This is a genomic window from Streptomyces sp. NPDC049837 (assembly GCF_040674455.1).
In the GTDB taxonomy this organism is placed as follows: domain Bacteria; phylum Actinomycetota; class Actinomycetes; order Streptomycetales; family Streptomycetaceae; genus Streptomyces.
On the sequence record NZ_JBFAMP010000008.1, the window covers coordinates 124,691 to 149,596 of the forward strand.

Sequence of the window (24,906 nt, forward strand, 5' to 3'; positions counted from 1 at the left end):
GCTTTGGGCCGGTCAAGGCGGCGGATTGCCGGAAATCCGCAACTCAGGGGCGGAGTTGACCGCTCACCGCCACACTTGACGGTGTTCGGAGCCGCTCTCTAGCGTGTCCACACATGTGAATGCCGCTCATGTACGTAAGCATGCCGCCCTACCAAGGAGATCCGCCCATGCCCGCTCCCCGCACGCTCCTGCTCACCGGAGCCGCCGGCGGCCTCGGCACCCTGATGCGGGGGCTGCTGCCGGCGTACGGATACGAGCTGCGTCTCTTCGACGTCACCCCCATCGAGGGCGAACCGGCCGCCATCACCGCCGACCTCGCCGACAAGGACGCGCTGCGCGAGGCCGTCCGGGGTGTCGACGCCGTCATCCACCTGGCGGGCATCTCCCTGGAGGCGTCCTTCGACAAGATCCTGCGCGCCAACATCGAAGGCACGTACAACCTCTACGAAGCCGCCCGCGACGAAGGTGTGGGCCGGATCATCTTCGCGTCCAGCAACCACGCCATCGGCTTCACCGCGCGCCCGCGCGAGGGGGACCCCCTCATCCCGGTCGGCACCCCGCACCGCCCCGACACGTACTACGGCCTGTCGAAGTGCTTCGGCGAGGACCTGGCCCAGCTCTACTGGGACCTGCACGGCATCGAAACCGTCTCCGTACGGATCGGCTCCTGCTTCATGGAGCCCACCTCCGTACGGATGCTCTCGGTCTGGATGAGCCCCGGCGACTGCGCCCGCCTCTTCCACGCCGCCCTCACCGCCGAGGACGTCAAGCACACCGTCGTCCACGGCTCGTCCGCCAATACCCGCCTGTGGTGGGACCTCTCGACGGCCCGGGCGCTCGGCTACGAGCCGCAGGACGACTCCGAGCAGTACGCGGAGAAGCTCATCGCCGAGCACGGCGAACTGGACGACGCCAACCCCGACCACGCCCACCTGGGCGGCCACTTCTGTACGAACCCGCCCCAGTGGCCGCACTGACGCGTAACCGGAGTGGCCCAAGGTAAGGGAACGGCAAAGCGGCCTCGCTCGTTACCCCGGCATGACAGCTATGACCCCCGGCTCGAACATCCCCCTTCCCGTCACCCGCGTGGCGGTGGACGTCGCCGCGCCCGTGCGCCTCGACGTATCGGGCCTGCTGCTCACCGCCGACGGCAAGGTGCGCTCCGACGACGACTTCATCTTCTACAACCAGCCGTCCGGACCGGGCGTGACCTACCGGTCCGGCGGTGGCACGGCACCCGACGCGATCATCGTGGACACGGCCGCCGTCCCGCCCGGCATCGAGAAGATCGTCGTCACGGCGAGCCCGGACGCCCCCGGGCAGACGTTCCAGGGCGTCGAACCCACCGCGACCATCCGCAACGCCGACGACGGCAGCGTGCTCGCCACCTTCACCCCGCCGCAGCTCGGCACGGAGACCGCGCTGGTCGTGGTCGAGGTCTACCTCCGGGGCGGCGCCTGGAAGGCGCGCGCCGTCGGCCAGGGGTACGCCAACGGGCTGGCCGGCATCGCCACCGACTTCGGCGTCTCGGTCGACGAGGAGCCGGCACAGGCCGCCCCCGCGCCCGCGCCCACGCCCGCCCCCGCCCCCGCCCCCGCCCAGGCGCCCCCGCCGGTGACCCGGGCCACCCCGCCCGCGCCCCCGGCTCCGCCCGCCGCTCCGGCGCCCGGCGCCGGGAAGATCAACCTCGACAAGGGCCGGGTCAACCTCCAGAAGAACCAGACCGTCTCCCTCGTCAAGGGCGGCCGCCCGCTGCTCTCCCAGGTCAAGATGGGCCTCGGCTGGGAGCCCGCGTTCCGGGGCAAGGACATCGACCTGGACGCCTCCGTCATCGCGTACGGCCCCCAGCGCAACCACCTCGACAGTTGCTACTTCGGCAAGCTGAGCATCCTCAACGGCGCCATCAAGCACTCCGGCGACAACCTCACCGGCGAGGGCGCGGGCGACGACGAGGTGATCGTGGTCGACCTCGGCCGGCTCCCCGCCGACGCCACGGGCCTGGTCTTCACGGTCAACTCCTTCTCCGGCCAGAAGTTCACCGAAGTCGCCAAGGCGTACTGCCGGCTGATGGACGCGGCGACCGGCGAGGAGCTGGTGCGCTTCGACCTCACCTCGGCCGAGCCGCAGACCGGCGTCATGATGGCCAAGCTGATCAAGCAGTTCTCGGGTGAGTGGGAGATGACCGCCATGGGCGAGTTCGTGAAGTCGCGGACCGTACGCGGCATGGTCAAGCCGGCCGCCCAGGCCCTGTAGGCGACGTGGCCACCCGTACCCTCCCCGGCACCGGCCGCCGTGTCCTCGTCAGCGGTGCCTCCCGGGGCCTCGGCCGCGCGGTCGCCCAGGCCTTCGCCGCGAACGGCGACCGGGTCGCGGTGCACTACTCGTCGCGCGCCGACGAGGCCCGTACGACCCTCGGCTCCCTACCGGGCACGGGCCACGTCCTGACGGGCGGGGACCTCACCGACCCCGTGGAGGCGGCCCGCGTCGCGGACGCCGCCGCCTCCGCGCTCGGCGGCCTGGACGTCCTCGTCAACAACGCGGCGGTGAACACCCGTCACCCGCTGCCCGAGACGCCGTACGAGGAGTGGGTGACCGCCTGGCAGCAGCACGTCGCCGTCAACCTCCTCGCCACCGCGAACCTCAGCCACCTGGCCGCGCGCCGCATGATCGACCAGGGCACGGGCGGACGCATCGTCAACATCGGCTCCCGGGGCGCCTTCCGGGGCGAACCGGACCACCCCGCCTACGGCGCCACCAAAGCGGCCGTCCACGCCCTGGGCCAGTCCCTGGCGGTCTCCCTGGCGCCGTACGGCATCGCCGTCGCCTCGGTCGCGCCCGGCTTCTTCGCCACGGAACGCGTCGCGCCCCGCCTGACCGGCCCGGAAGGCGACGCGATCCGCGCCCAGAGCCCCTTCGGGCGGGTGGCCGCGCCCGAGGAGATCGCGGCGGCGGTGCTCTGGCTCGCCTCCCCGGCGGCCGAATGGTCCTCGGGCACGATCCTGGACCTCAACGGAGCGTCGCACCTCCGGACTTGACCCCCACGGTCCGCACCCGGCGTCCGGCCGGGCGGGGCCGTGCAGGGTCGCCCCCGTCGAGGAGGCGAGCCCGGAGGGGCCCCGGCCCCCACCCACCGGGGTGGCCGCCCGCCCCACAGACCCGCACCCGGGGTCACCGCGCAAGGGGCACCGCCCCCGGGCGAACCGGGAACAGGCACCGCCCCTGTCCGTTGTGCCCACCCTCCCCCAAGCTCTCGGCTTCGCTCGAGCAGGGGGACCCCCATCGCCCTGCGGAACGACTGCCCACAACGGGCCAAGCGGGAGGGGCGCCCCACCGGCCCGCACCCAAAGGCACCGCCCCGCCACGGGAGCCCGGGGCTCACGCCCGAGTCGCCCCCCGTCAGCCGCCCGCCCGCGAGCGGGCCTTGAACGCGGCTTTGCGGGCTTCCTTGGCCACCCGCTTGTCGCGGTGCAGGCGGCCCATGGCCTCCAGGACTTCCGGTGTGGCCGGGTGCTCCACCCGCCAGGCGGCGTCGAAGAAGCCGCTGTGCTGGCTGGTCAGCCCCTCGACGAGTTCCTGGAGTTCGTCCAGGTCGCCGCCGCCCGCCGCGTCGAGCTGGGCGGCGATCGTGTCGATGGCCAGCCAGAAGATCATCGGCTCCGGAGGCGGCGGCACGTCCGCCGCTCCCCGCTCCGCGAGCCAGACCCGCGCGAGGCCACCGAGTTCGGAGTCGCCCAGGACCTCCCGTACCGCCTCTTCCGCCTCCGCGCCCACCAGGGACAGGGCCTGCTGGCAGCGGAGCCGGCGCAGGGGCGAGCCGGCGTCCGCGCCCTTCGCCGCTGCGAGCAGCTCGCGCGCCGCGGGCAGCGGGTCGCGGCGGGCCAGCCACGCCTGCGTCTCCGCCCGCGCCGACGCCTCCGGGTAGTGGGCCACCCCGTCGAGCAGCACGTCCGCGCCCTTGTCCGCCAGGTCGCCGACGGCCGGCGCGTCCATGCCGGCCTCCAGCATCCGGGCGCGGACGCCGTACAGCCCGAGCGGGGTCAGCTTCACCATCCCGTACCGCGACACGTCCTCGTCGTCACCTACCGGCGCGGGCGGCTCCTCGTCCTCCTCCGCCATCAGCGCCTCGTCGACCGGCTGGTACTCGACGAGCCCGACCGGCTCCAGCACCCGGAACTGGTCGTCCAGCCGCATCATGGCCTCCGACACCTGTTCCAGGATGTCGTCGGTCGGTTCGCCCATGTCGTCGGGCACGATCATCGACGCGGCGAGCGCCGGCAGCGGCACCGGCGCGTCCCCGGCGCCGCCCTCCGTGACGGTCAGGAGGTACAGGTTGGCGAGGACGCCGTCGAGGAACTCGGCCTCGCGCTGCGGGTCCCAGTCCAGCGAGTCCAGGTCGAGGTCGCCGTCCTCGCCGAAGGCGTCCGCGAGGTCGTCGAGCAGCGGCGCGGTCGCGTCGGCGAGCGCCGTCTCCAGGGCGTCCAGCCACAGCGCCAGGACGTCCTGGGGCGCCCCGCCGGTGACCAGCGCGAGCTGCCCGCCCGCCTCGACGGCACCGCCGTCGCCGCCCTGTTCGTCCTCCTGCGGGTCGTCGACCACCACGAGCCCGGTGTCGACGGCGACGCGCCACGCCTCGCTGGCGTACGCCGCGCCGTCGTCGTCCGGGGTGAGCCCGAGCGCCTCGGCGGCGGCCGGCAGTTGCTCCTCGACGAGCTCGCCGCCGGCGCCGACCCTGGTCTCGGGCCCTGCCCAGCGGGCGAGCCGGACGGCCCGGGCCAGCAGCGGGGCGACGAGCGCGTCCCGCGCGAGCTCCGCGTCCGAGGGCAGCCGCACCGGCGGCAGGGTGGGGCGATCCGACGACATCAGCGGTCTCTCCTCGGGACGTACGTGGGGATCGGGCGGCCCCCAGCGTAGACGCATTCACGCACCCACCCAGCCGTTCATGTACCGGTCAAGATCCGGCCACCCGCGAACCCTTGACAAGTACAGGCCCCAGCCAAGAGATTGACGCGCGTAGAGCTACCGCTCAGTACCTCCCACGACCACCGGAGTCCTGTGATGTCTTCCTCCCTCCCGAGATCCGCGCCGCGAACCGCCGCCGTCTCGGCCGTCGTCGCCACCGCCCTCGCCGCCGGCCTCATCGCCGCCGGATCGGCCACCGCCGCCGACCCGGCCGACGCGATACGCATCCACGACATCCAGGGCACCACCCGGATATCCCCGCTTGCCGGGAAGCAGGTCACCGCCGTCCCCGGCATCGTCACCGGTGTCCGCACCTACGGCTCGCGCGGCTTCTGGCTCCAGGACTCGCGGGCCGACGACAACCCGGCCACCAGCGAGGGCGTCTTCGTCTACACCGGCTCCGCCCCGACCGTCGCCGTCGGCGACGCGGTCACCGTCTCCGGCACGGTCACCGAGTACGTCCCGGGCGGCACGTCCTCCGGGAACCAGTCGCTCACCCAGATCACCAAGCCCACCGTCACCGTCACCTCCTCCGGCAACCCGCTCCCCGCGCCGACCACCATCACGGCCCGTTCCGTCCCCGCCGCGTACGCGCCCGAGGGCGACCCGGCGGCCGGCGGGTCCATCAACGGCCGGACCCTCCAGCCCGGTACGTACGCCCTTGACTACTACGAGTCCCTGGAGGGCACGAACGTCCGCATCGGCTCTTCCCGGGTCGTCGGCGCGACGAGCCCGCACCACGAGCTGTGGGTGACGGTGAAGCCGCACGAGAACGACAACCGGCGCGGCGGCACCGTCTACGGCTCGTACACCTCGCAGAACACCGGCCGCCTCCAGGTCCAGTCGCTGACGCCGATCGCGCAGCAGCCGTTCCCGAAGGCGAACGTGGGCGACTGGCTGACCGGCACGACCGAGGGCCCGCTGGACTTCAACCAGTTCGGCGGCTACGCCCTCACGGCCCGCACCCTGGGCACGGTGGCCGACCGGGGCCTGGAGCGGGAGACGACCGAGCAGCAGCACCGCAGCGAGCTCGCGGTGGCGACGTACAACGTCGAGAACCTCGACCCGTCCGACCCGCAGGAGAAGTTCGACGCGCTCGCGAAGGCGGTCGTGGAGAACCTGGCGTCGCCCGACATCGTCGCCCTGGAGGAGATCCAGGACAACAACGGCGCCAAGAACGACGGTACGGTCGCCGCCGACCAGACGCTGAAGAAGTTCACGGACGCGATCGCCGCGGCCGGCGGCCCGGCGTACGAGTGGCGCAGCATCGACCCCGTCAACAACAAGGACGGCGGCGAGCCGGGCGGCAACATCCGCCAGGTCTTCCTCTTCAACCCCGAGCGCGTGTCGTTCACGGACCGCGCGGGCGGCGACGCGGCGACGGCGACCGGTGTCGTACGGGAGAAGGGGCGGGCGGCCCTGACCCACTCCCCCGGCCGGATCGACCCGGCGAACACGGCGTGGGACAACAGCCGCAAGCCGCTGGCGGGCGAGTTCACCTTCCGGGGCCGTACGGTCTTCGTGATCGCCAACCACTTCGGCTCGAAGGGCGGCGACGAGTCGCTGGTCTCGCACCGCCAGCCGCCGAACCGTTCCTCCGAGGTCAAGCGTCTCCAGCAGGCCAAGGCCGTCAACACCTTCGTCAAGGACATCCTCGACGTCCAGCGCACCGCCGACGTCGTCGTGCTCGGCGACATCAACGACTTCGAGTTCTCCGAGACGACGAAGGCGCTGACGGACGGCGGCGCGCTGCACGCGGCCATCACGTCGCTGCCGCGCAGCGAGCGCTACTCGTACGTGTTCCAGGGCAACAGCCAGGTGCTGGACCAGATCCTGACCAGCCCGTCGATCCGCCACTTCGAGTACGACAGTGTGCACATCAACGCCGAGTTCGCCGAGCAGAACAGCGACCACGACCCGCAGGTGCTGCGCTTCCGCCCGTAACTCGTTCAGGACACGCCCGCGCTGAGGCTCAGCGCGGGCGTGTACCGCTTCACACCGTTGCGCACCACGCCCGGGTAGGCGCGCACCCGCGTCCACTGCGGCGTGGCCGACCCCACCCCGTCGCCGGGCGCGGCCAGCGCCTCCTTGTGGGCCTCGGCGCTCTCCCACTCGGCGTAGTTGAGCACGCGGGTTCCGTCGAGGCTGACGTGGAAGTGCCCGGAGATCCCGCCCGGATGCGGGTTCGGGTCGGTCTCCAGCGCCTCGAACACCCCGTCCACCCAGTCGCGTTGGCGGTCGGCGTCCGGACCGTCGAACTCGACGTCCACGATCACCACGCAGCCGGGTACGCGGGTGTCGTCGGGGTTCAGCGCACCGCTGCGGTAGCGCTCGTAGGAGTACAGCCCGACCCGTTCGATACCGGGCACGGCGGCGTCGATCTCCGCGTTCCTGCCGTCCCGGTGAGTCCGGGAGAACTCCTGGTAGGCCTCCTCGTCCGTCCACTGCGAGTAGTGCAGGAGCGTGTCCCCGTCCTCGCCGATGTGGACGCTGTACGAGAGCAGCCCCACGTCCGGCCAGTCCCGCTTCCGCCACGTCGCCTCGATGGCGTCGACGGCGGCCCGCTGCCGCTCCGGCGTACCGACGCGCCAAGTACTGACCTTGACGACGCCGACGCCGGGGCGGTGCAGGTCCGGGCGGGCGTGAGGCCGGCTGATCACGGTCATGTCGTGTCCTCTCGGGGATGGGACGCCGCGCCACCCGTGTGGCGCGGCTCGCATGACCATGCTCGGAAGTGAAGTGCGGTTGAGGTCAAGGCGCTGCGGACATGGCGTCCGTCAGCCCGGCCAGGTACCCGTCAGGCGCCGGACCCCCACCGCGCCGGAGCGGTCCACCGCGGCCTTGACCACCGCGAAGATCGCGCCCTCCAGGGCGGCGGCCAGCAGGATCTCCTTCCACTGCCGTTCCTCGTCCATGGCGTCCGGGGCGTCACCGCTCCCGATCGCCGCCCACGCGCGGGAGAACAGTGCGCTCGCCACGGCACCGCTCGCCATGCCGAGGAGGATGCCGACGGGCCGGTAGAGCAGCTTCTGCTTGCGCTTCTTCTTCGGCTGCTTTCCCATTTCCCGCGCTCACCCCCACTTCCCGGTGCGCCGGAGCTGCCAGAACACGACGCCCGCGACCACGACCACGGCGACCGCCGCGAGGAGCCGGCGCGGATGTTCGCGCACCGGTTCCGGGGTCTTGTCGTGCACCAGGTGGGCGGCGCGCGCCTTCACGTCCGTCTTGGCCATCAACTGGTCGATGGTCTCGCCCAGTTCCTGCCGTTTGCGTGCCGCCTGGAGGCGGAGTTCGTCAGGTCCCGGGCTCCGGTGGGTGTCCCGTGTCATCGGTGGACCCTCTCCTTGATCTCGTGGACGTCCGAACGCACACCGTCGATGGCCCGCTCCGGTTTGGGCGGCACCGCGCGCTTGAGCTGTGTGCGGCCCAGCAGGGCGAGCACACCGGCCAGCGCCAGGAACAGTGCGGTCGCGATGAGGACGGCCAGCCACACGTCGAGCGGTATCGCCAGCGCCGCGGCCACGCTGGCCCACACGCCGATGAGCCCGACATAGCCGACCGCTGCCGCGGCGCCCAGCATCCCGCCGCCCTTGCCCGCGCGTTTGCCCTTCTGCATCATCTCGGCCTGCGCGGTGCGCATCTCGGTCTTCACCAGGTCGGAGAGCTGTTCCGACGCCTGCTTCACCAGCTCGCCGACCGACGGTTCTCCGGCCACGCGGATCGCCTCCCATCTCCTACGGGAAGCTCCGGGTACCCCGCCGAGCGGGCCCGGAACCAGCCGATCCTTCAGCAACACTTCCCCTTAGCCCGAAGAAGATCTAAGTAGACCTACACCGTCGGTCACCGCAGACTGCGATCATGACCCTCATCGCCTCACCTTCCGGGCCGCCCCCTCGTCCCTTCGGCCGCGCGCTGTGCGCGATGGTCACGCCCTTCACCGCCTCCGGGGCCCTCGACCTGGACCGGGCGCAGCGGCTCGCCGCCGAGCTGGTGGCGGGGGGCTGCGACGGCCTGGTGCTGAACGGGACCACCGGCGAGTCCCCGACCACGACGGACGCCGAGAAGGCCGCGCTGGTACGGGCGGTACGGGACGCGCTCGGCCCGGGCGTCGCCCTCGTGGCGGGCGTCGGCACCGCGGACACCGCGCACACGGTGGAGCTGGCCCGCCAGGCGGAGCGGGCGGGCGCGGACGGCCTGCTGGTGATCCCCCCGTACTACAGCCGCCCGCCCCAGGCGGCCGTCGAGGCCCACTTCCGGCGGGTGGCGGACGCGACCGGTCTGCCCCTGGCGCTGTACGACATCCCCGGCCGCACCGCCACGCGCATCGAACCGGAGACCGTGCTGCGGCTGGCCGAGCACCCGCGGATCGTGGCCGTCAAGGACTGCGCGTACGACCTGCTCGGCTCGACCAAGGTGCTGGCCCGCACGTCACTGGCGTACTACTCGGGCTGCGAGGAGATGAACCTCCCGCTGTACGCGATCGGCGGCGCGGGTTTCATCAGTACGGTCGCCAATGTGGCCCCGGGCCGGATGCGGGCGGTGCTGGACGCGTTCGACGCGGGCGACACCGCGCTGGCGGCCCGGCTGAACCAGCTCACGATCGGGCTGGCGGAGCTGATGATGGCGTCCGGCCTGCCGGGCACGGTGACGGTGAAGGCGCTGCTGGACGCGGGCCCGGTCCGCGAACCGCTTCAGCCCGCCGGCCGGGAGACGGTCGACGGGCTGAGGGCGGCGTACGAGGAGCTGGTCAAGGGCCCGGTTCAGGAGCCGACGACTTTGTTGTGACCGAGGATGGCGACGTGCTCCAGCACGTCCTCCATCGGGTCGTCGATCTGGCCGATCGACAGCAGCGTCAGATGATGGCCGTTGTCCGAGCCGCTGTGGGCCTCGTCCGCGTGGGCGACGCCCGGCGAGACGATGGCCGCCAGCGCGAACACACCCGGTACGACCAGCCTGCTGATCTTCATATGAACCGTCCCTCGCCTTGCCGAATCGTGTGACCGTGCGCGACCTGCTTATCCACCCGAGTGGCGGAAAGGTCACGCACCATCACACGAATCAGTCGTTGCTGTGGAGGATGTCGTTGAGACCGCCCCACACCGCGTTGTTCGGGCGGGCCTCGACGGTGCCGGTGACCGAGTTGCGGCGGAAGAGGATGTTGGAGGCGCCGGACAGCTCGCGGGCCTTGACGATCTGGCCGTCGGGCATCGTGACGCGCGTACCGGCGGTGATGTAGAGGCCGGCCTCGACGACGCACTCGTCGCCCAGGGCGATGCCGACGCCCGCCTCGGCGCCGATCAGGCAGCGCTCGCCGACGGAGATGACGACGTTGCCGCCGCCGGAGAGGGTGCCCATGGTGGAGGCGCCGCCGCCGATGTCGCTGCCGTCGCCGATGACGACGCCCGCGGAGATGCGGCCCTCGACCATCGAGGTGCCGAGCGTGCCGGCGTTGAAGTTCACGAAGCCCTCGTGCATGACGGTGGTCCCGGCGGCGAGGTGCGCGCCGAGCCGCACGCGGTCGGCGTCGGCGATGCGGACGCCCTTGGGGGCGACGTAGTCGGTCATGCGCGGGAACTTGTCGACGCTGGTGACCTGGAGGTGCAGGCCCTCGGCGCGGGCGTTGAGCCGGACCTTCTCGAGGTCGTCGACGGCGACGGGCCCGAGGGAGGTCCAGGCCACGTTGGCGAGCAGCCCGAAGATCCCTTCCAGGCTCTGGCCGTGCGGCTTGACGAGCCGGTGGCTGAGCAGGTGCAGACGGAGGTAGACGTCGTGCGTGTCGAGCGGCTTGTCGTCCAGGGAGGCGATGACGGTGCGTACGGCGACGACCTCGACGCCGCGGCGGGCGTCGACGCCGACGGCCTTGGCGGCGCCTTCGCCGAGGAGGTTCACGGCCTGGTCGGAGGTGAGCCGCTCGGTCCCGGCGGGCCCGGGCTCGGCGACGAGCTCGGGGGCCGGGAACCAGGTGTCGAGAACGGTGCCGTCGCCGGCGATGGTGGCAAGGCCGGCGGCGACGGCGCCGGTGGTGCGAGGTGCAGAAGTCATGCCAGAAACCTAACCGGCGCCCCGCCACCCGGGCGAACCGGTCTCACGTCCCGGTCGCCCGCCCCGGCCGGTCTCCCCAGCCACGCGCCCGCCCGGCCCGTCACCCCGGCCGGCCCCCGGCCCGTCACCCCGGCCGCGCGCCCGCCCCGGACCCCCGTCCCGGGGCGGGCGCGCGGCCGGGGGCGGGTCAGGGACGCTTGCCGGGCGCGTTCACGGCGCCGGGCCGCTCGACGGCCGAGACCTGGATGATGGTCTCCTTCGTCGTCACCTTGGAGTCGATCATGCCGCCGGCCAGCAACATCCTGCGCTCGCCCCGGTACTCGTAGGTCTCCGGGTCGAGGAGCAGTTCCTCGCGGCGGTGGGTCTCCTTGGTGAACGGGTTGTCGTCCGAGACGTGGACCGCTATGGCCGGCCGGCCCAGCGCGTCCTCGACGTGTTCCTCCCGGACCACGACGCCGGGGATCGACGTCAGTGCGCGGAAGAGGGACAGCCGGGACTCGGGCGGGATGGTGTCCACCTGGGTGTAGGTGAAGTGGATCCGCTGGTAGTCCCCCGGGGGGGAGTCGATGGTCTGGAGGGCCTTCAGCACCTGCTTGGGTTCGTCGGGGAGATCCGCCACCTTCTGCCGCAGGCTCTTGGGCGGTTCCGACTTCACGATCACGGAATCGAGGTTGCCGCCCGGCAGCATGGTGCGCCGTTTGCCGCTGCCGTACTGCGTCCAGGTCTCCACCGTGAACTCGCCGTAGGGCGGCTCGCCCTTCTGCGTGACGGGGTTGAGGTCGTCGCGGAAGTTGAGCGTCGACTGCCGGATGAGGGTCTTCTCGTAGAGCCACTGCCCGTCGGTGGGCACGGCGGCCGAGGCCGCACGGTCGGCCTTCACCCGTGGCGTGTCCGCCGGAGGCACGACCTGGGTGACGAGGACCGCCGCGACGGCCACGCCCGCCGCCGCGCCGACGACCGCGAGCCACCCGCCCCTGAGGCGGCGCCGGGGGCGGGCGGCTTCGTCGAGGAGGCGCTGCCGGCCGGGGGCGAGGCGGGCGCGGTCCGGGGCGGGGGCGTCCGCGCGGAAGTCCTGGAGCGTCCGCATCTCATCCATGGGTGACCTCCGTGGCGAAGTCCTGTACGAGGGTGGGGTCGCAGTCGCCGAGCGCCGCCCGTACCTTCTTGCGCGCCCGGTTGAGCCGTGAGCGGACCGTGCCGACCGGGATGGCGAGCGCCTCGGCGACCTCCTGGTACGTCAGGTCCGCCCAGGCGACCAGCAGCAGGACGTGCCGGTCGCCGCCGGACAGGGCCGCGAGCGCTCCGGCCAGGGGCCCGTGGGCGGCCTGTGCGGTGACGCGGTCGTCTGCGTGGTCCACCCAGGACTCGGCGACCGGGTCGTGTCCGGTGCGGGCCAGCACGCCCAGGGCGCGGACCTCGGTGCGGCGCTGCTTGCCGATCAGGTTGGCGGCGATGCCGTACAGCCAGGGGCGGGCGTTGGCGCGGCCCAGGTCGTAGCCCGAGCGGGCCCGGAACGCGGCCAGGAACGTGTCCGCGGTGATGTCGTCGGCGGCCGCGTCGCCCAGCCGCCGGGTGGCGTAGCGGTGGATGTCGGCGGCGTACCGGCTGTACAGCTCGGCGAAAACCTCCGGCCGCTCCAGGGAGGTGGCTATGACGGTCGCGTCGTCGCTGCCCGGTGAGCCGGTCACTGGGTCTCCGTCTGTTACGGGTGTGGTCACACCCTCTGTTCCCCGCGGTCACGGATCGGGTTCACGCGAGCAGTCGCCCCAGCATCTCAGCGGCGTACTCCTCGTCGTACGCCGTGTCCGTCAGCAGCACCTGGAGGCAGATGCCGTCCATGAGGGCGGCGAGCGCGCGGGCGGTGGCCGGGTCCGTTCCTGCCGACAGGGTGGCCACCAGGTCGTCCGTCCACTCGGCGGCCACGGGCCGTAGCGCGGGGCGCCGGAGGGCGGCGAGGTACAGCTCGTACTCCAGCTCCACGCCCGTACGCTCGCCGCCGAGCCACCGCCCCATCAACCGGGCGAGCTCCGCCGCGAGGTCCGCCCCGGGGCCGGTGAGCGCGCCGCTGTCGCGGACGGCCGCGGCGAAGCCCTCACCGGCCCGGCGCAGCGCGGCGACCAGCAGTTCGTCGAGGGAGGCGAAGTGGTACGTCGTCGAGCCGAGCGGCACGTCCGCCTCCGCCGCCACCGTGCGGTGGCTCAGCCCCGCGATGCCGGCGCGCCCGACGACCCGGATCGCCGCGTCGATGATGCGGGTGCGCCGGTCGGGGTCGTACCGGCGCGGCGCGCGGGGTGCGCGGGGCGCCATCAGTGGGCCCCGCCGAGGTTGAGGACGACCACGCCGGCGATGACCAGGGCGATGCCGGTGACCTTGACCAGGCTGGTGGACTCGTTGAGGAAGAGCATCCCGATCGCGGCGACGGCCGCGGTGCCCACGCCCGCCCAGATCGCGTACGCGGTGCCCACGGACAGCGTCTTGAGGGTCTGGGCGAGCAGGCCGAAGGCGAGCAGGTAGCCCGCGACGGTGATCAGCGAGGGCCACAGCCGGGTGAAGCCCTCGCTGTACTTCATGGCCGTCGTGCCGGCCACCTCCGCCGCGATGGCGGCGGCGAGCATTCCGTATCCCATGTGTACGAGCGTACACATGGGTGCTCACTCCACGAGCGACTTCTTCGGCCGCAGCACGCAGAACTCGTTGCCCTCGGGGTCCGCGAGGACGACCCAGGTCACGTCGTCGCCCTGCCCGATGTCCACCCGCCGCGCTCCGAGGCCGATGATCCTCTCCACCTCGGCGGCCTGGTCGTCGGGCGCCAGGTCCAGGTGGAGCCGGTTCTTGACGGTCTTCCCCTCCGGCACGGTGAGGAAGACGATCCCCGGCATCGCGTTCTCGTCGGCCCCGATGACGATCTCCTCGGGGTCCTCGTACAAGACCTTCCAGTCCAGGACCTGGGTCCAGAACCGGGCGAGCCCCGGGGCGTCATGGGTGTCGATCGCGATCTGGTACAGAGAAACGGCCATGCCCGCCAGTCTGCCTGGGGGGCATGGCCGTCGCAGCCGAATAAGGCCGAGGGCGTCAGACGTTGAAGCCGAGCGCGCGCAACTGCTCGCGGCCGTCGTCCGTGATCTTGTCCGGACCCCACGGCGGCATCCAGACCCAGTTGATCTTCAGCTCGTTGACGATGCCGTCCGTCGCGGCCTTCGCCTGGTCCTCGATCACGTCGGTCAGCGGGCAGGCCGCCGACGTCAGCGTCATGTCCAGGGTCGCGATGTTGGAGTCGTCGATGTGGATGCCGTAGATGAGGCCGAGGTTGACCACGTCGATGCCCAGCTCGGGGTCGACGACGTCGTACAGCGCCTCGCGGATCTCCTCTTCGGACGCCGGCTTCATCCCGGCCGTCCCGCCGCCGGTCGCCGGCGTGGCCGGAACCGTCTCGGCCGTCTCGCCACCGGCCGCGAGCTTCCCGGCCGTGTCGTTCTCAGTCATGCGGTATTCCTCTCCGCGCCGTCACCCATCACCTGGGCGGTCGCGTCCTTCCAGGCCATCCAGCTCAGCAGGGCGCACTTCACCCGGGCCGGGTACTTGGAGACACCGGCGAACGCGACCGCGTCCTCCAGCACCTCCTCCATCGCGTCGTCGGGTTCGATCCTGCCCTTGGACTGCATCAGCTCCAGGAAGGTGGCCTGGATCTTCTGCGCCTCGGCGAGTTCCTTGCCGACGAGGAGTTCATTCAGGACCGAGGCGGATGCCTGGCTGATGGAGCAGCCCTGGCCCTCGTACGACACGTCCGCGATCCGCGACCCGTCGTACTTCACGCGCAGCGTGATCTCGTCGCCGCACGTCGGGTTGACGTGGTGCACCTCGGCGTCGCCGTCCCGCAAGCCCCGCCCGTGCGGGTTCTTGTAGTGGTCCAGGATGACGTCCTGGTACATCGAATCCAGCTTCACACCCGCTCCTAGCCGAAGAAGTTCCGGACGTGCTCCAGGCCTTCGACCAGGGCGTCGACCTCGGCCGGCGTGGAGTACAGATAGAACGACGCCCGCGTGGTCGCAGGAATTCCGTACCGGAGGCAGACCGGCCGCGCGCAGTGGTGGCCGACCCGGACGGCGATGCCCTGCTCGTCGAGGACCTGGCCCACGTCGTGCGGGTGGATGTCACCGAGGACGAAGGAGATCGCGGCGCCGCGGTCCTCGGCCGTCACCGGGCCGATGATCCGCAGGTCGGGGACCTCCTGGAGGCGGCGGACCGCGTACTCGGTGATCACGTGCTCGTGGCGCGCGATGTTGTCCATGCCGATCGAGGTGAGGTAGTCCACGGCCGCGCCGAGGCCGACGGCCTGGGCGATCGGGGGCGTACCCGCCTCGAACTTGTGCGGCGCCGGGGCGTACGTCGACGAGTTCATCGACACGGTCTCGATCATCTCGCCGCCGCCGAGGAACGGCGGGAGGTCCTCCAGCAGCTCCTGGCGGCCCCACAGCACACCGATGCCGGTCGGGCCGCACATCTTGTGGCCGGTGAACGCGACGAAGTCGGCCTGGAGCGCCTGCACGTCCAGCACCATGTGCGGGGCGGCCTGCGACGCGTCGATCAGCACCAGCGCGCCGACCTCCTGGGCCCGGCGGACTATCGCCTCGACCGGGTTGAGCGTGCCCAGGATGTTGGAGACCAGCACGAAGGAGACGATCTTCGTCTTCTCGGTGATGACCTGGTCGATGTTGGACAGGTCGAGACGGCCGTCGTCGGTCAGGCCGAACCACTTCAGCTTCGCGCCGGTGCGCTGCGAGAGCAGTTGCCACGGAACGATGTTGGAGTGGTGCTCCATCTCCGTGATGACGATCTCGGTCTCGTGGTCGACCCGGTAGGGCTCGTCGGCCCAGCCCAGCATGTTGGCGACGAGGTTGAGCGACTCCGAGGCGTTCTTGGTGAAGATCACCTCGTCGCGGCTCGGCGCGTTGATGAAGGCGGCGACCTTGTCACGCGCTCCCTCGTACAGCGCCGTGGCCTCCTCGGCCAGCACATGCACGCCGCGGTGCACGTTGGCGTTGTGCTGTTCGTAGTACTCACTCAGCACGTCGATGACCTGGCGCGGCGTCTGCGAGGTCGCCGCGTTGTCCAGGTACACGAGCTTCTTGCCGTCGTGGAGCACCCGGTCGAGGATCGGGAAGTCCTTGCGGATCGCCTCGGTGTCGAGAAGGCCCGGCATCTGTGTCACGCGGATGCGCCACCCTTCGTGTACGACTCGTAGCCCTCGTTCTCCAGCTTGTCGGCGAGCTCGGGGCCACCCGACTCGACGATCCGGCCGGCGGAGAAGACGTGGACGAAGTCCGGCTTGATGTAGCGGAGGATGCGCGTGTAGTGCGTGATCAGCATGGTGCCGACCTCGCCGCTCTCGCGGACGCGGTTGACGCCCTCGGAGACGATGCGCAGCGCGTCGACGTCCAGGCCGGAGTCGGTCTCGTCGAGGATCGCGACCTTCGGCTTGAGGAGTTCGAGCTGGAGGATCTCGTGGCGCTTCTTCTCACCGCCGGAGAAGCCCTCGTTGACGTTGCGCTCGGCGAAGGCGGGGTCCATGTTGAGGCGCTCCATGGCCTCCTTGACCTCCTTCACCCAGGTGCGCAGCTTGGGGGCCTCGCCGCGCACGGCGGTGGCGGAGGTGCGCAGGAAGTTGCTCACCGAGACGCCCGGGACCTCGACCGGGTACTGCATGGCGAGGAAGAGGCCCGCGCGGGCGCGCTCGTCGACGGACATCTCCAGGACGTCCTCGCCGTCGAGGGTGACGGTGCCGCTGGTGATCGTGTACTTGGGGTGACCCGCGAGCGAGTACGCGAGCGTCGACTTGCCGGAGCCGTTGGGGCCCATGATGGCGTGGGTCTCGCCCTGCTTCACGGTCAGGTCGACGCCCTTGAGGATCTCCTTCGTGGCGTTGTCGGCCTCGACGGAGACGTGCAGGTCGCGGATTTCAAGCGTTGCCATGGGTGACTCAGGACTCCTGGGTGACGGAGACGAGCACATCGTCCCCTTCGATCTTTACGGGGTATACGGGGACGGGGCGCGTCGCGGGAAGGCCGGACGGCTTGCCGGTGCGGAGGTCGAAGGCGGACCCGTGCAGCCAGCACTCGATCTGGCAGTCCTCGACCTCGCCCTCCGACAGCGAGACGTTCGCGTGCGAGCAGATGTCGTGGATCGCGAACACCTCGCCCTCGGTCTGGACGATGGAGATGGGCGTGCCGTCGAGTTCCACCCGCTTCGGGGTGTCCTCCTCCAGCTCGCTCAGCCCACAGGCTCGGACGAAGGGCATCAGAGGGACGCCTCCAGCTCGGCCTCGATCTTCGCGATCAGGCGCTCCTCGACGTCCGGCAGACCGATCTGCTGGACGAGCTCGGCGAAGAAGCCGCGGACGACGAGGCGGCGGGCCTCGGTCTCCGGGATGCCGCGAGCCATCAGGTAGAAGAGCTGCTCGTCGTCGAAGCGGCCAGTGGCCGAGGCGTGACCGGCGCCGACGATCTCACCGGTCTCGATCTCCAGGTTCGGCACGGAGTCGACCCGGGCGCCGTCGGTCAGAACCAGGTTGCGGTTCATCTCGTACGTGTCGGTGCCCTCGGCCTTGGCCTCGATCAGCACGTCACCGATCCACACCGCGTGCGCGTCGTCGCCCTGGAGCGCGCCCTTGTAGGCGACGTTCGACTTGCAGTGCGGGGTGTTGTGGTCGACGAGGAGGCGGTGCTCCTGGTGCTGGCCCTTGTCGGTGAAGTACAGGCCGAACAGCTCGGCCTCGCCGCCGGTCGCGGCGTACTTCACGCGCGGGTGCAGGCGCACGACGTCACCGCCGAAGGTGACGACGACCGACTTGAAGGACGCGTCGCGGCCGACCAGCGCGTTGTGCTGGGCGACGTGGACGGCCTTCTCGTCCCAGTCCTGGATGGAGACGACGGTGAGCTTGGCGCCGTCGCCGATCAGGTAGTCGACGTTGGCGGCGAGGACCGCGTCACCGGTGTGGTCGATGACCACGACGGCCTCGGCGAACGCGCCGAGCTCGATCACCTGGTGGCCGAAGGCGGTGGCGCCCTCGCCGTGCACGGAGATCCGGATCGGCTCGGTGAGCACGGTCTCCTTGGGCACGGTGACGACCGAGGCCTTCTCGAAGGCGGAGTACGCCTGGGCGGCGATCCGGTCCACCGGCGTGCCGGCCTTGCCGAGCCGCGCGTCGTCGCGGCCGACGGTCTCGACGGTGACGCCCTCGGGGGCCTCCACCTCGACGCGGACGCCGTCGCCGGTGGCGATCGCGGTGCCGTCGTGCAGACCGCGCAGCCGCTCCAGCGGCGTGAACCGCCACTCCTCCTCGCGGCCGTGCGGGACGGGGAAGTCCGCGACGTCGAAGGACGGGGGCGCGCTCATGCGCGTGGCGACGGTGGACTCGGCGGCCACCGCGATGGAGCCGGCGGTGGTGGAGCCCACGGGGATGGTCCCCGTCGGGTTGGTCTGAGCCTCAGCCATGGCTGTCGGTCTGCTCGCTTTCTGCGTTCGGTGCGTTCGCCGCCCGCGGGACGGCCGGCCGGGACCGGTCGTGCCGCGGGCCGCTCACTGGGCTCACCGGGTGAGCCCGGGGACGTGATCGATACGGCCAGGGGGGCTGTTAGCCCACCGCGCCTTCCATCTGCAGCTCGATCAGCCGGTTGAGCTCGAGCGCGTACTCCATGGGCAGCTCCTTGGCGATCGGCTCGACGAAGCCGCGCACGATCATGGCCATGGCCTCGAACTCGGTCATGCCGCGGCTCATCAGGTAGAAGAGCTGGTCCTCGGAGACCTTGGAGACGGTCGCCTCGTGGCCCATGGACACGTCGTCCTCGCGGACGTCCACGTAGGGGTACGTGTCCGAGCGGGAGATCGTGTCGACGAGCAGCGCGTCGCACAGCACGTTGGACTTGGCACCCGGGGCACCCTCGCCGATCTCGATGAGCCCGCGGTAGGAGGTGCGGCCGCCGCCTCGCGCCACCGACTTGGAGACGATGTTGGAGGAGGTGTTCGGGGCCATGTGGACCATCTTGGCGCCGGCGTCCTGGTGCTGGCCCTCGCCCGCGAAGGCGATGGACAGGGTCTCGCCCTTGGCGTGCTCGCCCATCAAGTAGACGGCCGGGTACTTCATCGTCACCTTGGAGCCGATGTTGCCGTCGACCCACTCCATGGTCGCGCCCTCGTAGGCCACGGCGCGCTTGGTGACCAGGTTGTAGACGTTGTTCGACCAGTTCTGGATGGTCGTGTAACGGCAGCGGGCGCCCTTCTTGACGATGATCTCGACCACGGCGCTGTGCAGCGAGTCCGAGGAGTAGATCGGCGCGGTGCAGCCCTCGACGTAGTGGACGTAGGCATCCTCGTCGACGATGATCAGCGTCCGCTCGAACTGGCCCATGTTCTCCGTGTTGATACGGAAGTAGGCCTGGAGCGGGATCTCGACGTGCACGCCCTTCGGGACGTAGATGAACGAGCCGCCGGACCACACCGCGGTGTTCAGCGACGCGAACTTGTTGTCGCCGACCGGGATGACCGTGCCGAAGTACTCCTGGAAGAGCTCCGGGTGCTCCTTGAGGGCGGTGTCCGTGTCCAGGAAGATGACGCCCTGCTCCTCCAGGTCCTCACGGATCTGGTGGTAGACGACCTCGGACTCGTACTGGGCCGCGACACCGGCGACGAGGCGCTGCTTCTCCGCCTCGGGGATGCCGAGCTTGTCGTACGTGTTCTTGATGTCCTCGGGCAGGTCCTCCCACGACTCGGCCTGCTTCTCGGTGGACCGCACGAAGTACTTGATGTTGTCGAAGTCGATGCCCGACAGGTCGGAGCCCCAGGTCGGCATGGGCTTCTTGTCGAAGAGGCGCAGACCCTTCAGCCGCAGCTTCAGCATCCACTCCGGCTCGTTCTTCTTCGCGGAGATGTCGCGGACGACCTCTTCGGAGAGACCGCGCTTGGCGGCGGCTCCGGCTGCGTCCGGGTCGGCCCAGCCATATTCGTACCGACCCAGGCCCTCGAGCTCGGGGTGGCTGATCTCGGTGGTCATGCGGGGTTCCTCCCGGCCGTGCTTGCAGATGCAGATGCTGATGATGTGGTGTGCGGGATGTACGTCGTGCAGACCCCATCGCCGTGGGCGATGGTCGCCAGTCTTTGCACGTGGGTTCCGAGCAGACGGCTGAAGATCTCCGTCTCGGCCTCGCAGAGCTGCGGGTACTGCTCGGCGACGTGGGCGACCGGGCAGTGGTGCTGGCAGAGCTGCTGTCCGACCGGCGCGTTGCGCGCCGTCGCAGCGTACCCGTCCGCACTCAGGGCCTTGGCGAGTGCCTCGGCGCGCTCTTCGGGCGCCGCCGCCTCGACCGCCTCGCGGTACGCCTCCGCCTGGGCCTCGATCCGGTCCCGGGCGAACGCGGCGACGGCGGCTTCGCCGCCCGCGTTCTGCTCGATCCAGCGCAGGGCGTCGACGGCGAGCGAGTCGTACGACTGGTCGAAGGCGTCCCGGCCGCAGTCCGTCAGGGCGAACACCTTGGCGGGGCGGCCCCGGGTGCGGGCGCCGTAGACACGCTGCTCACGCGGGGCGACCACGTCGTCGGCGACCAGGGCGTCGAGGTGCCGGCGGACGGCGGCCTGAGTGAGGCCGAGCCGCTTCGCGAGCTCGGCCACGGTGGACGGGCCGTGATCCAGGATGGACCGCGCGACCCGGTTGCGCGTGGAGCGCTCCCCGGTCGCGAGTTCCTCCGCTGGAGCCGCGGGAGCCTCACCGACGTTTTTCACAACGCCATTGTTGCGTAATTCCTCAGAGCCTGACAAGCGACGTCCTGAGGGGTGGACGGTGCCGTACATCACTAAGGGAAACCTAACCTGACCTGCGGAAACGATCAGCGCCGGCGGCGCGCGCGACCCGCCGCACCCGCGCCTGACCTGCCCGTTTTGCCCGATCGCCGGTGGAGCTCGCCCTTGTGCCCGGGGCCCTGCGGGGAGCCCCGCCGACCCGGGTTCGGGCACGTCATTTCCGGTCGGGTGGCACCCGCCGAACGGGGCGCCCCGTCCCGCTCTCTAGACTTCCTTGCCATGCGATACGAGTCCGTCGTCCAGGTCCGGGGCCTGGTCAAGCGGTACGGGACCAAGACCGCGGTGGACGGCCTCGACCTCGACGTCCGGGCGGGCACCGTCACCGCCGTCCTGGGCCCCAACGGGGCCGGCAAGACCACCACCGTCGAGACCTGCGAGGGCTACCGCCGCCCCGACGCCGGCACCGTCCGCGTCCTCGGGCTCGACCCGGTCGCCGACGCCGCGGCGCTGCGCCCCCGCATCGGCGTGATGCTCCAGTCCGGCGGCGTCTACTCCGGCGCCCGCGCCGACGAGATGCTCCGCCACATGGCGAAACTGCACGCCCACCCCCTTGACGTGGACGCGCTGATCGAGCGCCTCGGGCTCGGCTCCTGCGGCCGCACGGCCTACCGGCGGCTCTCCGGCGGCCAGCAGCAGCGCCTGGCGCTCGCCATGGCCGTCGTCGGCCGCCCCGAGCTGGTCTTCCTGGACGAGCCGACGGCCGGACTCGACCCGCAGGCCCGCCGTGCCACCTGGCAGCTCATCCGCGAGCTGCGCGCCGACGGCGTCACCACCGTCCTGACCACGCACTTCATGGACGAGGCTGAGGAGCTGGCCGACGACGTCGCGATCATCGACGCGGGCCGGGTCGCCGCCCAGGGCAGCCCCGAGGAGCTGTGCCGGGGCGGCGCCGAGAACACCCTCCGTTTCACCGGCCGCCCGGGCCTCGACCTCGGCTCCCTGCTGAAGGCCCTCCCGGACGGCACCGCCGCCGCCGAGCTGACCCCGGGCGCGTACCGCATCAGCGGCACGGTCGACCCGCAGCTCCTCGCCACGGTCACCACCTGGTGCGCGCAGCACGGGGTGATGCCGGACGGCATCGCGGTCGAGCGGCACACCCTCGAAGACGTTTTCCTGGAACTGACCGGCAAGGAGCTGCGTTCATGAGCGCCGGGACCTACACGCCCCAGCCGGGCGCGGCGCCGGTCGGGCGCATGATCGCGGCGCAGGCCGCGTTCGAGACGAGGATGCTGCTGCGCAACGGCGAGCAACTGCTGCTCACCGTGATCATCCCCTCGCTGCTGCTCGTCCTCTTCTCGACGGTCGACATCATCGACACGGGGAACGGGAAGGCCGTGGACTTCCTCGCCCCCGGTGTCCTCGCGCTCGCCGTGATGTCGACCGCGTTCACCGGGCAGGCCATCGCGACCGGCTTCGAGCGGCGGTACGGGGTGCTCAAGCGCCTCGGGGCCTCACCGCTCCCCCGCTGGGCGCTGATGACGGCCAAGACGGCGTCGGTCCTGGTCACCGAGGTGCTCCAGGTCGCGCTGCTGACCGTGATCGCGCTGGCGCTGGGCTGGTCGCCGCAGGGCGGCGTCCTCTCCGTGCTTCTGCTCCTCCTGCTCGGCACGGCGGCCTTCTCGGGGCTCGGTCTGCTGATGGCCGGCACGCTGAAGGCCGAGGCGACGCTCGCCGCCGCGAACCTGGTGTTCCTGCTGCTCCTGGTGGGCGGCGGGGTGATCGTGCCGCTGGACAGGTTCCCGGACGCGGCCCGCGCGGTGCTGGAGCTGCTGCCGATCTCCGCCCTGTCGGACGGGCTGCGGGACGTGCTCCAGGGCGGGGCGTCGACGCCGTGGGGCGCGGCGGGGGTGCTGACGGTGTGGGCGGTCGCCGGGCTGGGCGCCGCGGCACGGTTCTTCCGCTGGGAGTAACCCTGACGGGGACCCTCGTGAATGCATGCACAAGCAGGCGCCTACGATGGAGTCCGTGTTGACCCCCCTCGCCTTTATTGCCCAGCGCTGGACCCCCTCCCCCAAGACGGTCCGGCGTGCCGCGCTCTCCGCCATGATCATGACGGTCGTCATCATCGTGACGGGCGGCGCCGTCCGGCTGACCGGTTCCGGGCTGGGCTGCGACACCTGGCCCAAGTGCACGGACGACAGCCTCTTCACCACCTCCGAGCAGGGCATCCACGGTGCCATCGAGTTCGGCAACCGGATGCTGACGTATGTGGTCTCGGCGGCCGTGGGCTGGTTCATCATCGCGGCGCGCTGCGCCAAGCCGTGGCGGCGGGAGCTGAGCCGCCTGGGCTGGCTCCAGTTCTGGATCGTGGCGCTCAACGCGGTGATCGGCGGCATCACGGTACGGCTGGAGCTCAACCCGTGGACGGTGGCCGTCCACTTCCTCGCCGCCAACGCGCTGCTGACCGTGACCACGGTCTCCTGGGTGCGCGCCGGCGAGGGTGACGGCGCGGCACGCCCGCGCGTGCCGGGGCCGGTACGGAAGCTGGGCTGGACGCTGGTGGTCGTGGCCGGTCTGCTCGTCGCGGCGGGCACGACGGTGACGGGCTCGGGCGAGCACGCGGGCGACAGCAGCGACGTACCGCGCATGCCGTTCGACTACACCTCCGTGGCCCAGATCCACGCCCTTTTCGCCTGGGCGGTGTGCGCCCTGGCGCTCGCCATGTTCTTCGTGCTGCGCGTGGTCGACGCCCCCGACGACACCCGGGCGCGCGCCCGTGACCTGCTGCTGGTGCTGCTGGCGCAGGGCGGGATCGGGTACGTGCAGTACTTCACCGGTGTGCCGGAGATCCTGGTCGGCCTGCACATGCTGGGCTCGTCGCTGATGTGGATCGCGGTACTGCGCCTCGCGCTCAGCCTGCGCGAGCGGCCCGTCGCGTCGCCGGCCACCGGGATTCCCGCACAGGCGGCGGACGCGGAACTGAGCCCGGCCTCCTAACCGAGCCCGTACACCCGCCGGGCGTTCCCCGCCGCGATCATGTCGGCGACCCGTTGCGCGTCCGCCCGGGACCAGGCGCCGTCGCAGACCCAGTCGGCCAGCACCCGGCCGAGCGCCTCGCGGAACGCCCGCGCCCCGACCACGTGCAGCTCGGGCAGCCCCCGGGCGCCGCTGGAGAACAGCAGCTTGCCGAAGGGCGCGAGCTCCAGGGTCTCGGCCAGCACGGCCGCCGCCCTGGCGCCCGTCCGCGCGAGCGCGGGGCCGAGGTCGGCGTACACGTGCGGGAACACGCTCGTCAGGTGGGCGGCCTGCCGGTGGTACGGATAGCCGTGCAGCAGCACCAGGTCGGTGCCGAGTCCCGCGGTGGCCGCCGCGAAGTCGCCGAGCGTGGTGGGGTCGTCCATGCCCACGTGGAGCTGGAGCGGCCGCCCGGACGCGACGGCGATCCACAGCAGGTGCCGCAGCAGTACGGGGTCGGTGAGCGCCCCGCCGACCTGGCGGCGGGCCAGCCAGCGCCCTGCCGCGCCCCGTACCTCACCGGGTCCGGGCGGCGCGGGCGCCAGGGCGAGCCCGTGGCCCACCGCCGCGACGGAGGTGAACGCGACGGCGGAGACGGCCGCTCCGTGGACGGCCTCGGCGAGGTTGGCCAGCAGGGCGTCGACGGTGCCGGAGGTGTCGGCGACCTGCTCCGCGAGCAGCTCCAGGCGGACGATCTCGTGGGCCTGGGCGTCACCCGCCGCGGCGATCTCGACCGGTCCGGTGAGGTCGCCGGGCAGCCCGGTCTCCACCAGGTAGGTGGAGATCCCGGTGGAGCGGAGCAGCCGGCGGCCCGACTCCAGGACGCCGAGCTCGCGGCGGCGGGCCAGGTAACGGGCGGGCGGGCAGTGCGGTTCGAGGCCGAGCAGGGGCGGGCACCAGCGCCGTACGGCGAAACCGGTCTGGGTGTCGAAGAACGTCGTACCGGCCGCCGGTGGCCCTTCCGCCCTGCCGAGCAGGGTCTCGAAGGTGCCCAGGCCCAGCTCCGTCCGGAGCACCCCGTGGCAGTACTGGTCCACCAGCGTCGGGGTGTCGATCATTGCGGGGGCTCCCTGCGATGGCTGAACCGTCACAGGTCCTAAC

At 71.4% G+C, this 24,906-nt stretch carries 29 protein-coding genes; 8 read left to right on the forward strand and 21 right to left on the reverse strand.

Annotated elements, in window-relative coordinates:
• Window positions 1–167: 167 nt before the first annotated feature.
• The 3 genes from AB0J57_RS22410 to AB0J57_RS22420 all read left to right on the forward strand — a co-directional run bounded on the left by AB0J57_RS22410 (window position 168) and on the right by AB0J57_RS22420 (window position 3,035).
• Entirely contained in the window at window positions 168–977 is an 810-nt protein-coding gene (locus AB0J57_RS22410; RefSeq protein ID WP_366130040.1) for an NAD(P)-dependent oxidoreductase, read from the forward strand.
• A 61-nt stretch (window positions 978–1,038) separates the two neighbouring features.
• Complete coding sequence (locus AB0J57_RS22415; protein WP_366130041.1) at window positions 1,039–2,253, forward strand: TerD family protein; 1,215 nt, start codon at window positions 1,039–1,041, stop codon at window positions 2,251–2,253.
• Window positions 2,254–2,258: 5 nt separating this feature from the next.
• Window positions 2,259–3,035: an SDR family oxidoreductase gene (locus tag AB0J57_RS22420; RefSeq protein WP_366130042.1), complete on the forward strand. Its 777-nt coding sequence runs from the start codon at window positions 2,259–2,261 to the stop codon at window positions 3,033–3,035.
• Window positions 3,036–3,396: 361 nt separating this feature from the next.
• Here AB0J57_RS22420 and AB0J57_RS22425 read toward each other — a convergent pair whose 3' ends face one another.
• Window positions 3,397–4,860: a hypothetical protein gene (locus AB0J57_RS22425; protein WP_366130043.1), complete on the reverse strand. Its 1,464-nt coding sequence runs from the start codon at window positions 4,858–4,860 to the stop codon at window positions 3,397–3,399.
• A gap of 195 nt (window positions 4,861–5,055) precedes the next feature.
• Between AB0J57_RS22425 and AB0J57_RS22430 the strand changes: the two genes are divergently transcribed.
• Complete coding sequence (locus tag AB0J57_RS22430; protein WP_366130044.1) at window positions 5,056–6,903, forward strand: endonuclease/exonuclease/phosphatase family protein; 1,848 nt, start codon at window positions 5,056–5,058, stop codon at window positions 6,901–6,903.
• A gap of 5 nt (window positions 6,904–6,908) precedes the next feature.
• On the opposite strand, the gene AB0J57_RS22435 is transcribed toward AB0J57_RS22430, so the two are convergent.
• From AB0J57_RS22435 to AB0J57_RS22450, 4 genes are all read right to left on the reverse strand, one after another.
• Window positions 6,909–7,625, reverse strand: coding sequence for an antibiotic biosynthesis monooxygenase (locus AB0J57_RS22435; RefSeq protein WP_366130045.1), 717 nt, complete (start codon window positions 7,623–7,625; stop codon window positions 6,909–6,911).
• Between the two features lie 111 nt (window positions 7,626–7,736).
• On the reverse strand, window positions 7,737–8,021 hold the full coding sequence (locus AB0J57_RS22440; protein WP_366130046.1) for a DUF4235 domain-containing protein: 285 nt from the start codon (window positions 8,019–8,021) through the stop codon (window positions 7,737–7,739).
• A 9-nt stretch (window positions 8,022–8,030) separates the two neighbouring features.
• On the reverse strand, window positions 8,031–8,288 hold the full coding sequence (locus tag AB0J57_RS22445; protein ID WP_366130047.1) for a DUF3618 domain-containing protein: 258 nt from the start codon (window positions 8,286–8,288) through the stop codon (window positions 8,031–8,033).
• A complete protein-coding gene (locus AB0J57_RS22450) occupies window positions 8,285–8,674 on the reverse strand; it encodes a phage holin family protein (protein WP_366130048.1) in 390 nt (129 codons plus the stop codon). Before AB0J57_RS22450 ends, AB0J57_RS22445 begins: the two co-directional genes overlap by 4 nt.
• Window positions 8,675–8,817: 143 nt before the next feature.
• On the opposite strand from AB0J57_RS22450, the gene AB0J57_RS22455 reads away from it, so the two are divergent.
• Window positions 8,818–9,744 carry a 4-hydroxy-tetrahydrodipicolinate synthase gene (locus tag AB0J57_RS22455; protein ID WP_366130049.1) on the forward strand — a complete coding sequence of 309 codons (927 nt, stop codon included), beginning with the start codon at window positions 8,818–8,820 and terminating at the stop codon, window positions 9,742–9,744.
• Here the strand turns inward: AB0J57_RS22455 and AB0J57_RS22460 are convergent.
• From AB0J57_RS22460 to AB0J57_RS22530, 15 genes are all read right to left on the reverse strand, one after another.
• Entirely contained in the window at window positions 9,720–9,926 is a 207-nt protein-coding gene (locus AB0J57_RS22460) for a hypothetical protein (protein ID WP_366130050.1), read from the reverse strand. The genes AB0J57_RS22455 and AB0J57_RS22460 overlap by 25 nt on opposite strands.
• Before the next feature lie 91 nt (window positions 9,927–10,017).
• Window positions 10,018–11,001 (reverse strand): 2,3,4,5-tetrahydropyridine-2,6-dicarboxylate N-succinyltransferase, encoded by a 984-nt coding sequence (dapD, locus tag AB0J57_RS22465; protein WP_366130051.1) that lies wholly within the window; start codon window positions 10,999–11,001, stop codon window positions 10,018–10,020.
• Window positions 11,002–11,188: 187 nt separating this feature from the next.
• On the reverse strand, window positions 11,189–12,097 hold the full coding sequence (locus tag AB0J57_RS22470) for a hypothetical protein (protein WP_366130052.1): 909 nt from the start codon (window positions 12,095–12,097) through the stop codon (window positions 11,189–11,191).
• Entirely contained in the window at window positions 12,090–12,689 is a 600-nt protein-coding gene (locus tag AB0J57_RS22475; protein WP_366130054.1) for an RNA polymerase sigma factor, read from the reverse strand. The genes AB0J57_RS22470 and AB0J57_RS22475 overlap by 8 nt, the downstream gene beginning before the upstream one ends.
• A gap of 61 nt (window positions 12,690–12,750) precedes the next feature.
• Window positions 12,751–13,308: a TetR family transcriptional regulator gene (locus AB0J57_RS22480; RefSeq protein WP_366130055.1), complete on the reverse strand. Its 558-nt coding sequence runs from the start codon at window positions 13,306–13,308 to the stop codon at window positions 12,751–12,753.
• Complete coding sequence (locus AB0J57_RS22485) at window positions 13,308–13,628, reverse strand: multidrug efflux SMR transporter (protein WP_366130056.1); 321 nt, start codon at window positions 13,626–13,628, stop codon at window positions 13,308–13,310. Before AB0J57_RS22485 ends, AB0J57_RS22480 begins: the two co-directional genes overlap by 1 nt.
• A 24-nt stretch (window positions 13,629–13,652) precedes the next feature.
• Window positions 13,653–14,018 carry a VOC family protein gene (locus AB0J57_RS22490; RefSeq protein WP_366130057.1) on the reverse strand — a complete coding sequence of 122 codons (366 nt, stop codon included), beginning with the start codon at window positions 14,016–14,018 and terminating at the stop codon, window positions 13,653–13,655.
• 55 nt (window positions 14,019–14,073) lie between these two features.
• Window positions 14,074–14,388: a metal-sulfur cluster assembly factor gene (locus AB0J57_RS22495; RefSeq protein WP_366130256.1), complete on the reverse strand. Its 315-nt coding sequence runs from the start codon at window positions 14,386–14,388 to the stop codon at window positions 14,074–14,076.
• A 92-nt stretch (window positions 14,389–14,480) separates the two neighbouring features.
• A complete protein-coding gene (sufU, locus tag AB0J57_RS22500; protein WP_366130058.1) occupies window positions 14,481–14,945 on the reverse strand; it encodes a Fe-S cluster assembly sulfur transfer protein SufU in 465 nt (154 codons plus the stop codon).
• 8 nt (window positions 14,946–14,953) lie between these two features.
• Window positions 14,954–16,210, reverse strand: a complete 1,257-nt coding sequence (locus AB0J57_RS22505) for a cysteine desulfurase (protein ID WP_366130059.1) — start codon at window positions 16,208–16,210, stop codon at window positions 14,954–14,956.
• Window positions 16,207–16,971 carry a Fe-S cluster assembly ATPase SufC gene (gene sufC, locus AB0J57_RS22510; protein ID WP_366130060.1) on the reverse strand — a complete coding sequence of 255 codons (765 nt, stop codon included), beginning with the start codon at window positions 16,969–16,971 and terminating at the stop codon, window positions 16,207–16,209. Before sufC ends, AB0J57_RS22505 begins: the two co-directional genes overlap by 4 nt.
• A gap of 7 nt (window positions 16,972–16,978) precedes the next feature.
• Window positions 16,979–17,296, reverse strand: a complete 318-nt coding sequence (locus AB0J57_RS22515) for a non-heme iron oxygenase ferredoxin subunit (protein WP_073752594.1) — start codon at window positions 17,294–17,296, stop codon at window positions 16,979–16,981.
• Window positions 17,296–18,492 carry a Fe-S cluster assembly protein SufD gene (gene sufD / locus AB0J57_RS22520; RefSeq protein ID WP_366130061.1) on the reverse strand — a complete coding sequence of 399 codons (1,197 nt, stop codon included), beginning with the start codon at window positions 18,490–18,492 and terminating at the stop codon, window positions 17,296–17,298. The genes AB0J57_RS22515 and sufD overlap by 1 nt, the downstream gene beginning before the upstream one ends.
• Before the next feature lie 139 nt (window positions 18,493–18,631).
• Window positions 18,632–20,047 (reverse strand): Fe-S cluster assembly protein SufB, encoded by a 1,416-nt coding sequence (gene sufB / locus AB0J57_RS22525; protein WP_366130062.1) that lies wholly within the window; start codon window positions 20,045–20,047, stop codon window positions 18,632–18,634.
• Complete coding sequence (locus AB0J57_RS22530; protein WP_366130063.1) at window positions 20,044–20,772, reverse strand: metalloregulator ArsR/SmtB family transcription factor; 729 nt, start codon at window positions 20,770–20,772, stop codon at window positions 20,044–20,046. Before AB0J57_RS22530 ends, sufB begins: the two co-directional genes overlap by 4 nt.
• 297 nt (window positions 20,773–21,069) lie before the next feature.
• Here AB0J57_RS22530 and AB0J57_RS22535 point away from each other — a divergent pair, with 297 nt between their 5' ends.
• The 3 genes from AB0J57_RS22535 to AB0J57_RS22545 are packed head-to-tail and all read left to right on the forward strand — an operon-like array spanning window position 21,070 to window position 23,787.
• Window positions 21,070–21,996: an ABC transporter ATP-binding protein gene (locus AB0J57_RS22535; RefSeq protein ID WP_366130064.1), complete on the forward strand. Its 927-nt coding sequence runs from the start codon at window positions 21,070–21,072 to the stop codon at window positions 21,994–21,996.
• Window positions 21,993–22,760: an ABC transporter permease gene (locus tag AB0J57_RS22540; RefSeq protein WP_366130065.1), complete on the forward strand. Its 768-nt coding sequence runs from the start codon at window positions 21,993–21,995 to the stop codon at window positions 22,758–22,760. The genes AB0J57_RS22535 and AB0J57_RS22540 overlap by 4 nt, the downstream gene beginning before the upstream one ends.
• Window positions 22,761–22,806: 46 nt before the next feature.
• Window positions 22,807–23,787, forward strand: coding sequence for a COX15/CtaA family protein (locus tag AB0J57_RS22545; protein WP_366130066.1), 981 nt, complete (start codon window positions 22,807–22,809; stop codon window positions 23,785–23,787).
• Here the strand turns inward: AB0J57_RS22545 and AB0J57_RS22550 are convergent.
• On the reverse strand, window positions 23,784–24,863 hold the full coding sequence (locus AB0J57_RS22550; protein WP_366130067.1) for an amidohydrolase family protein: 1,080 nt from the start codon (window positions 24,861–24,863) through the stop codon (window positions 23,784–23,786). The genes AB0J57_RS22545 and AB0J57_RS22550 overlap by 4 nt on opposite strands.
• Window positions 24,864–24,906 lie beyond the last annotated feature (43 nt).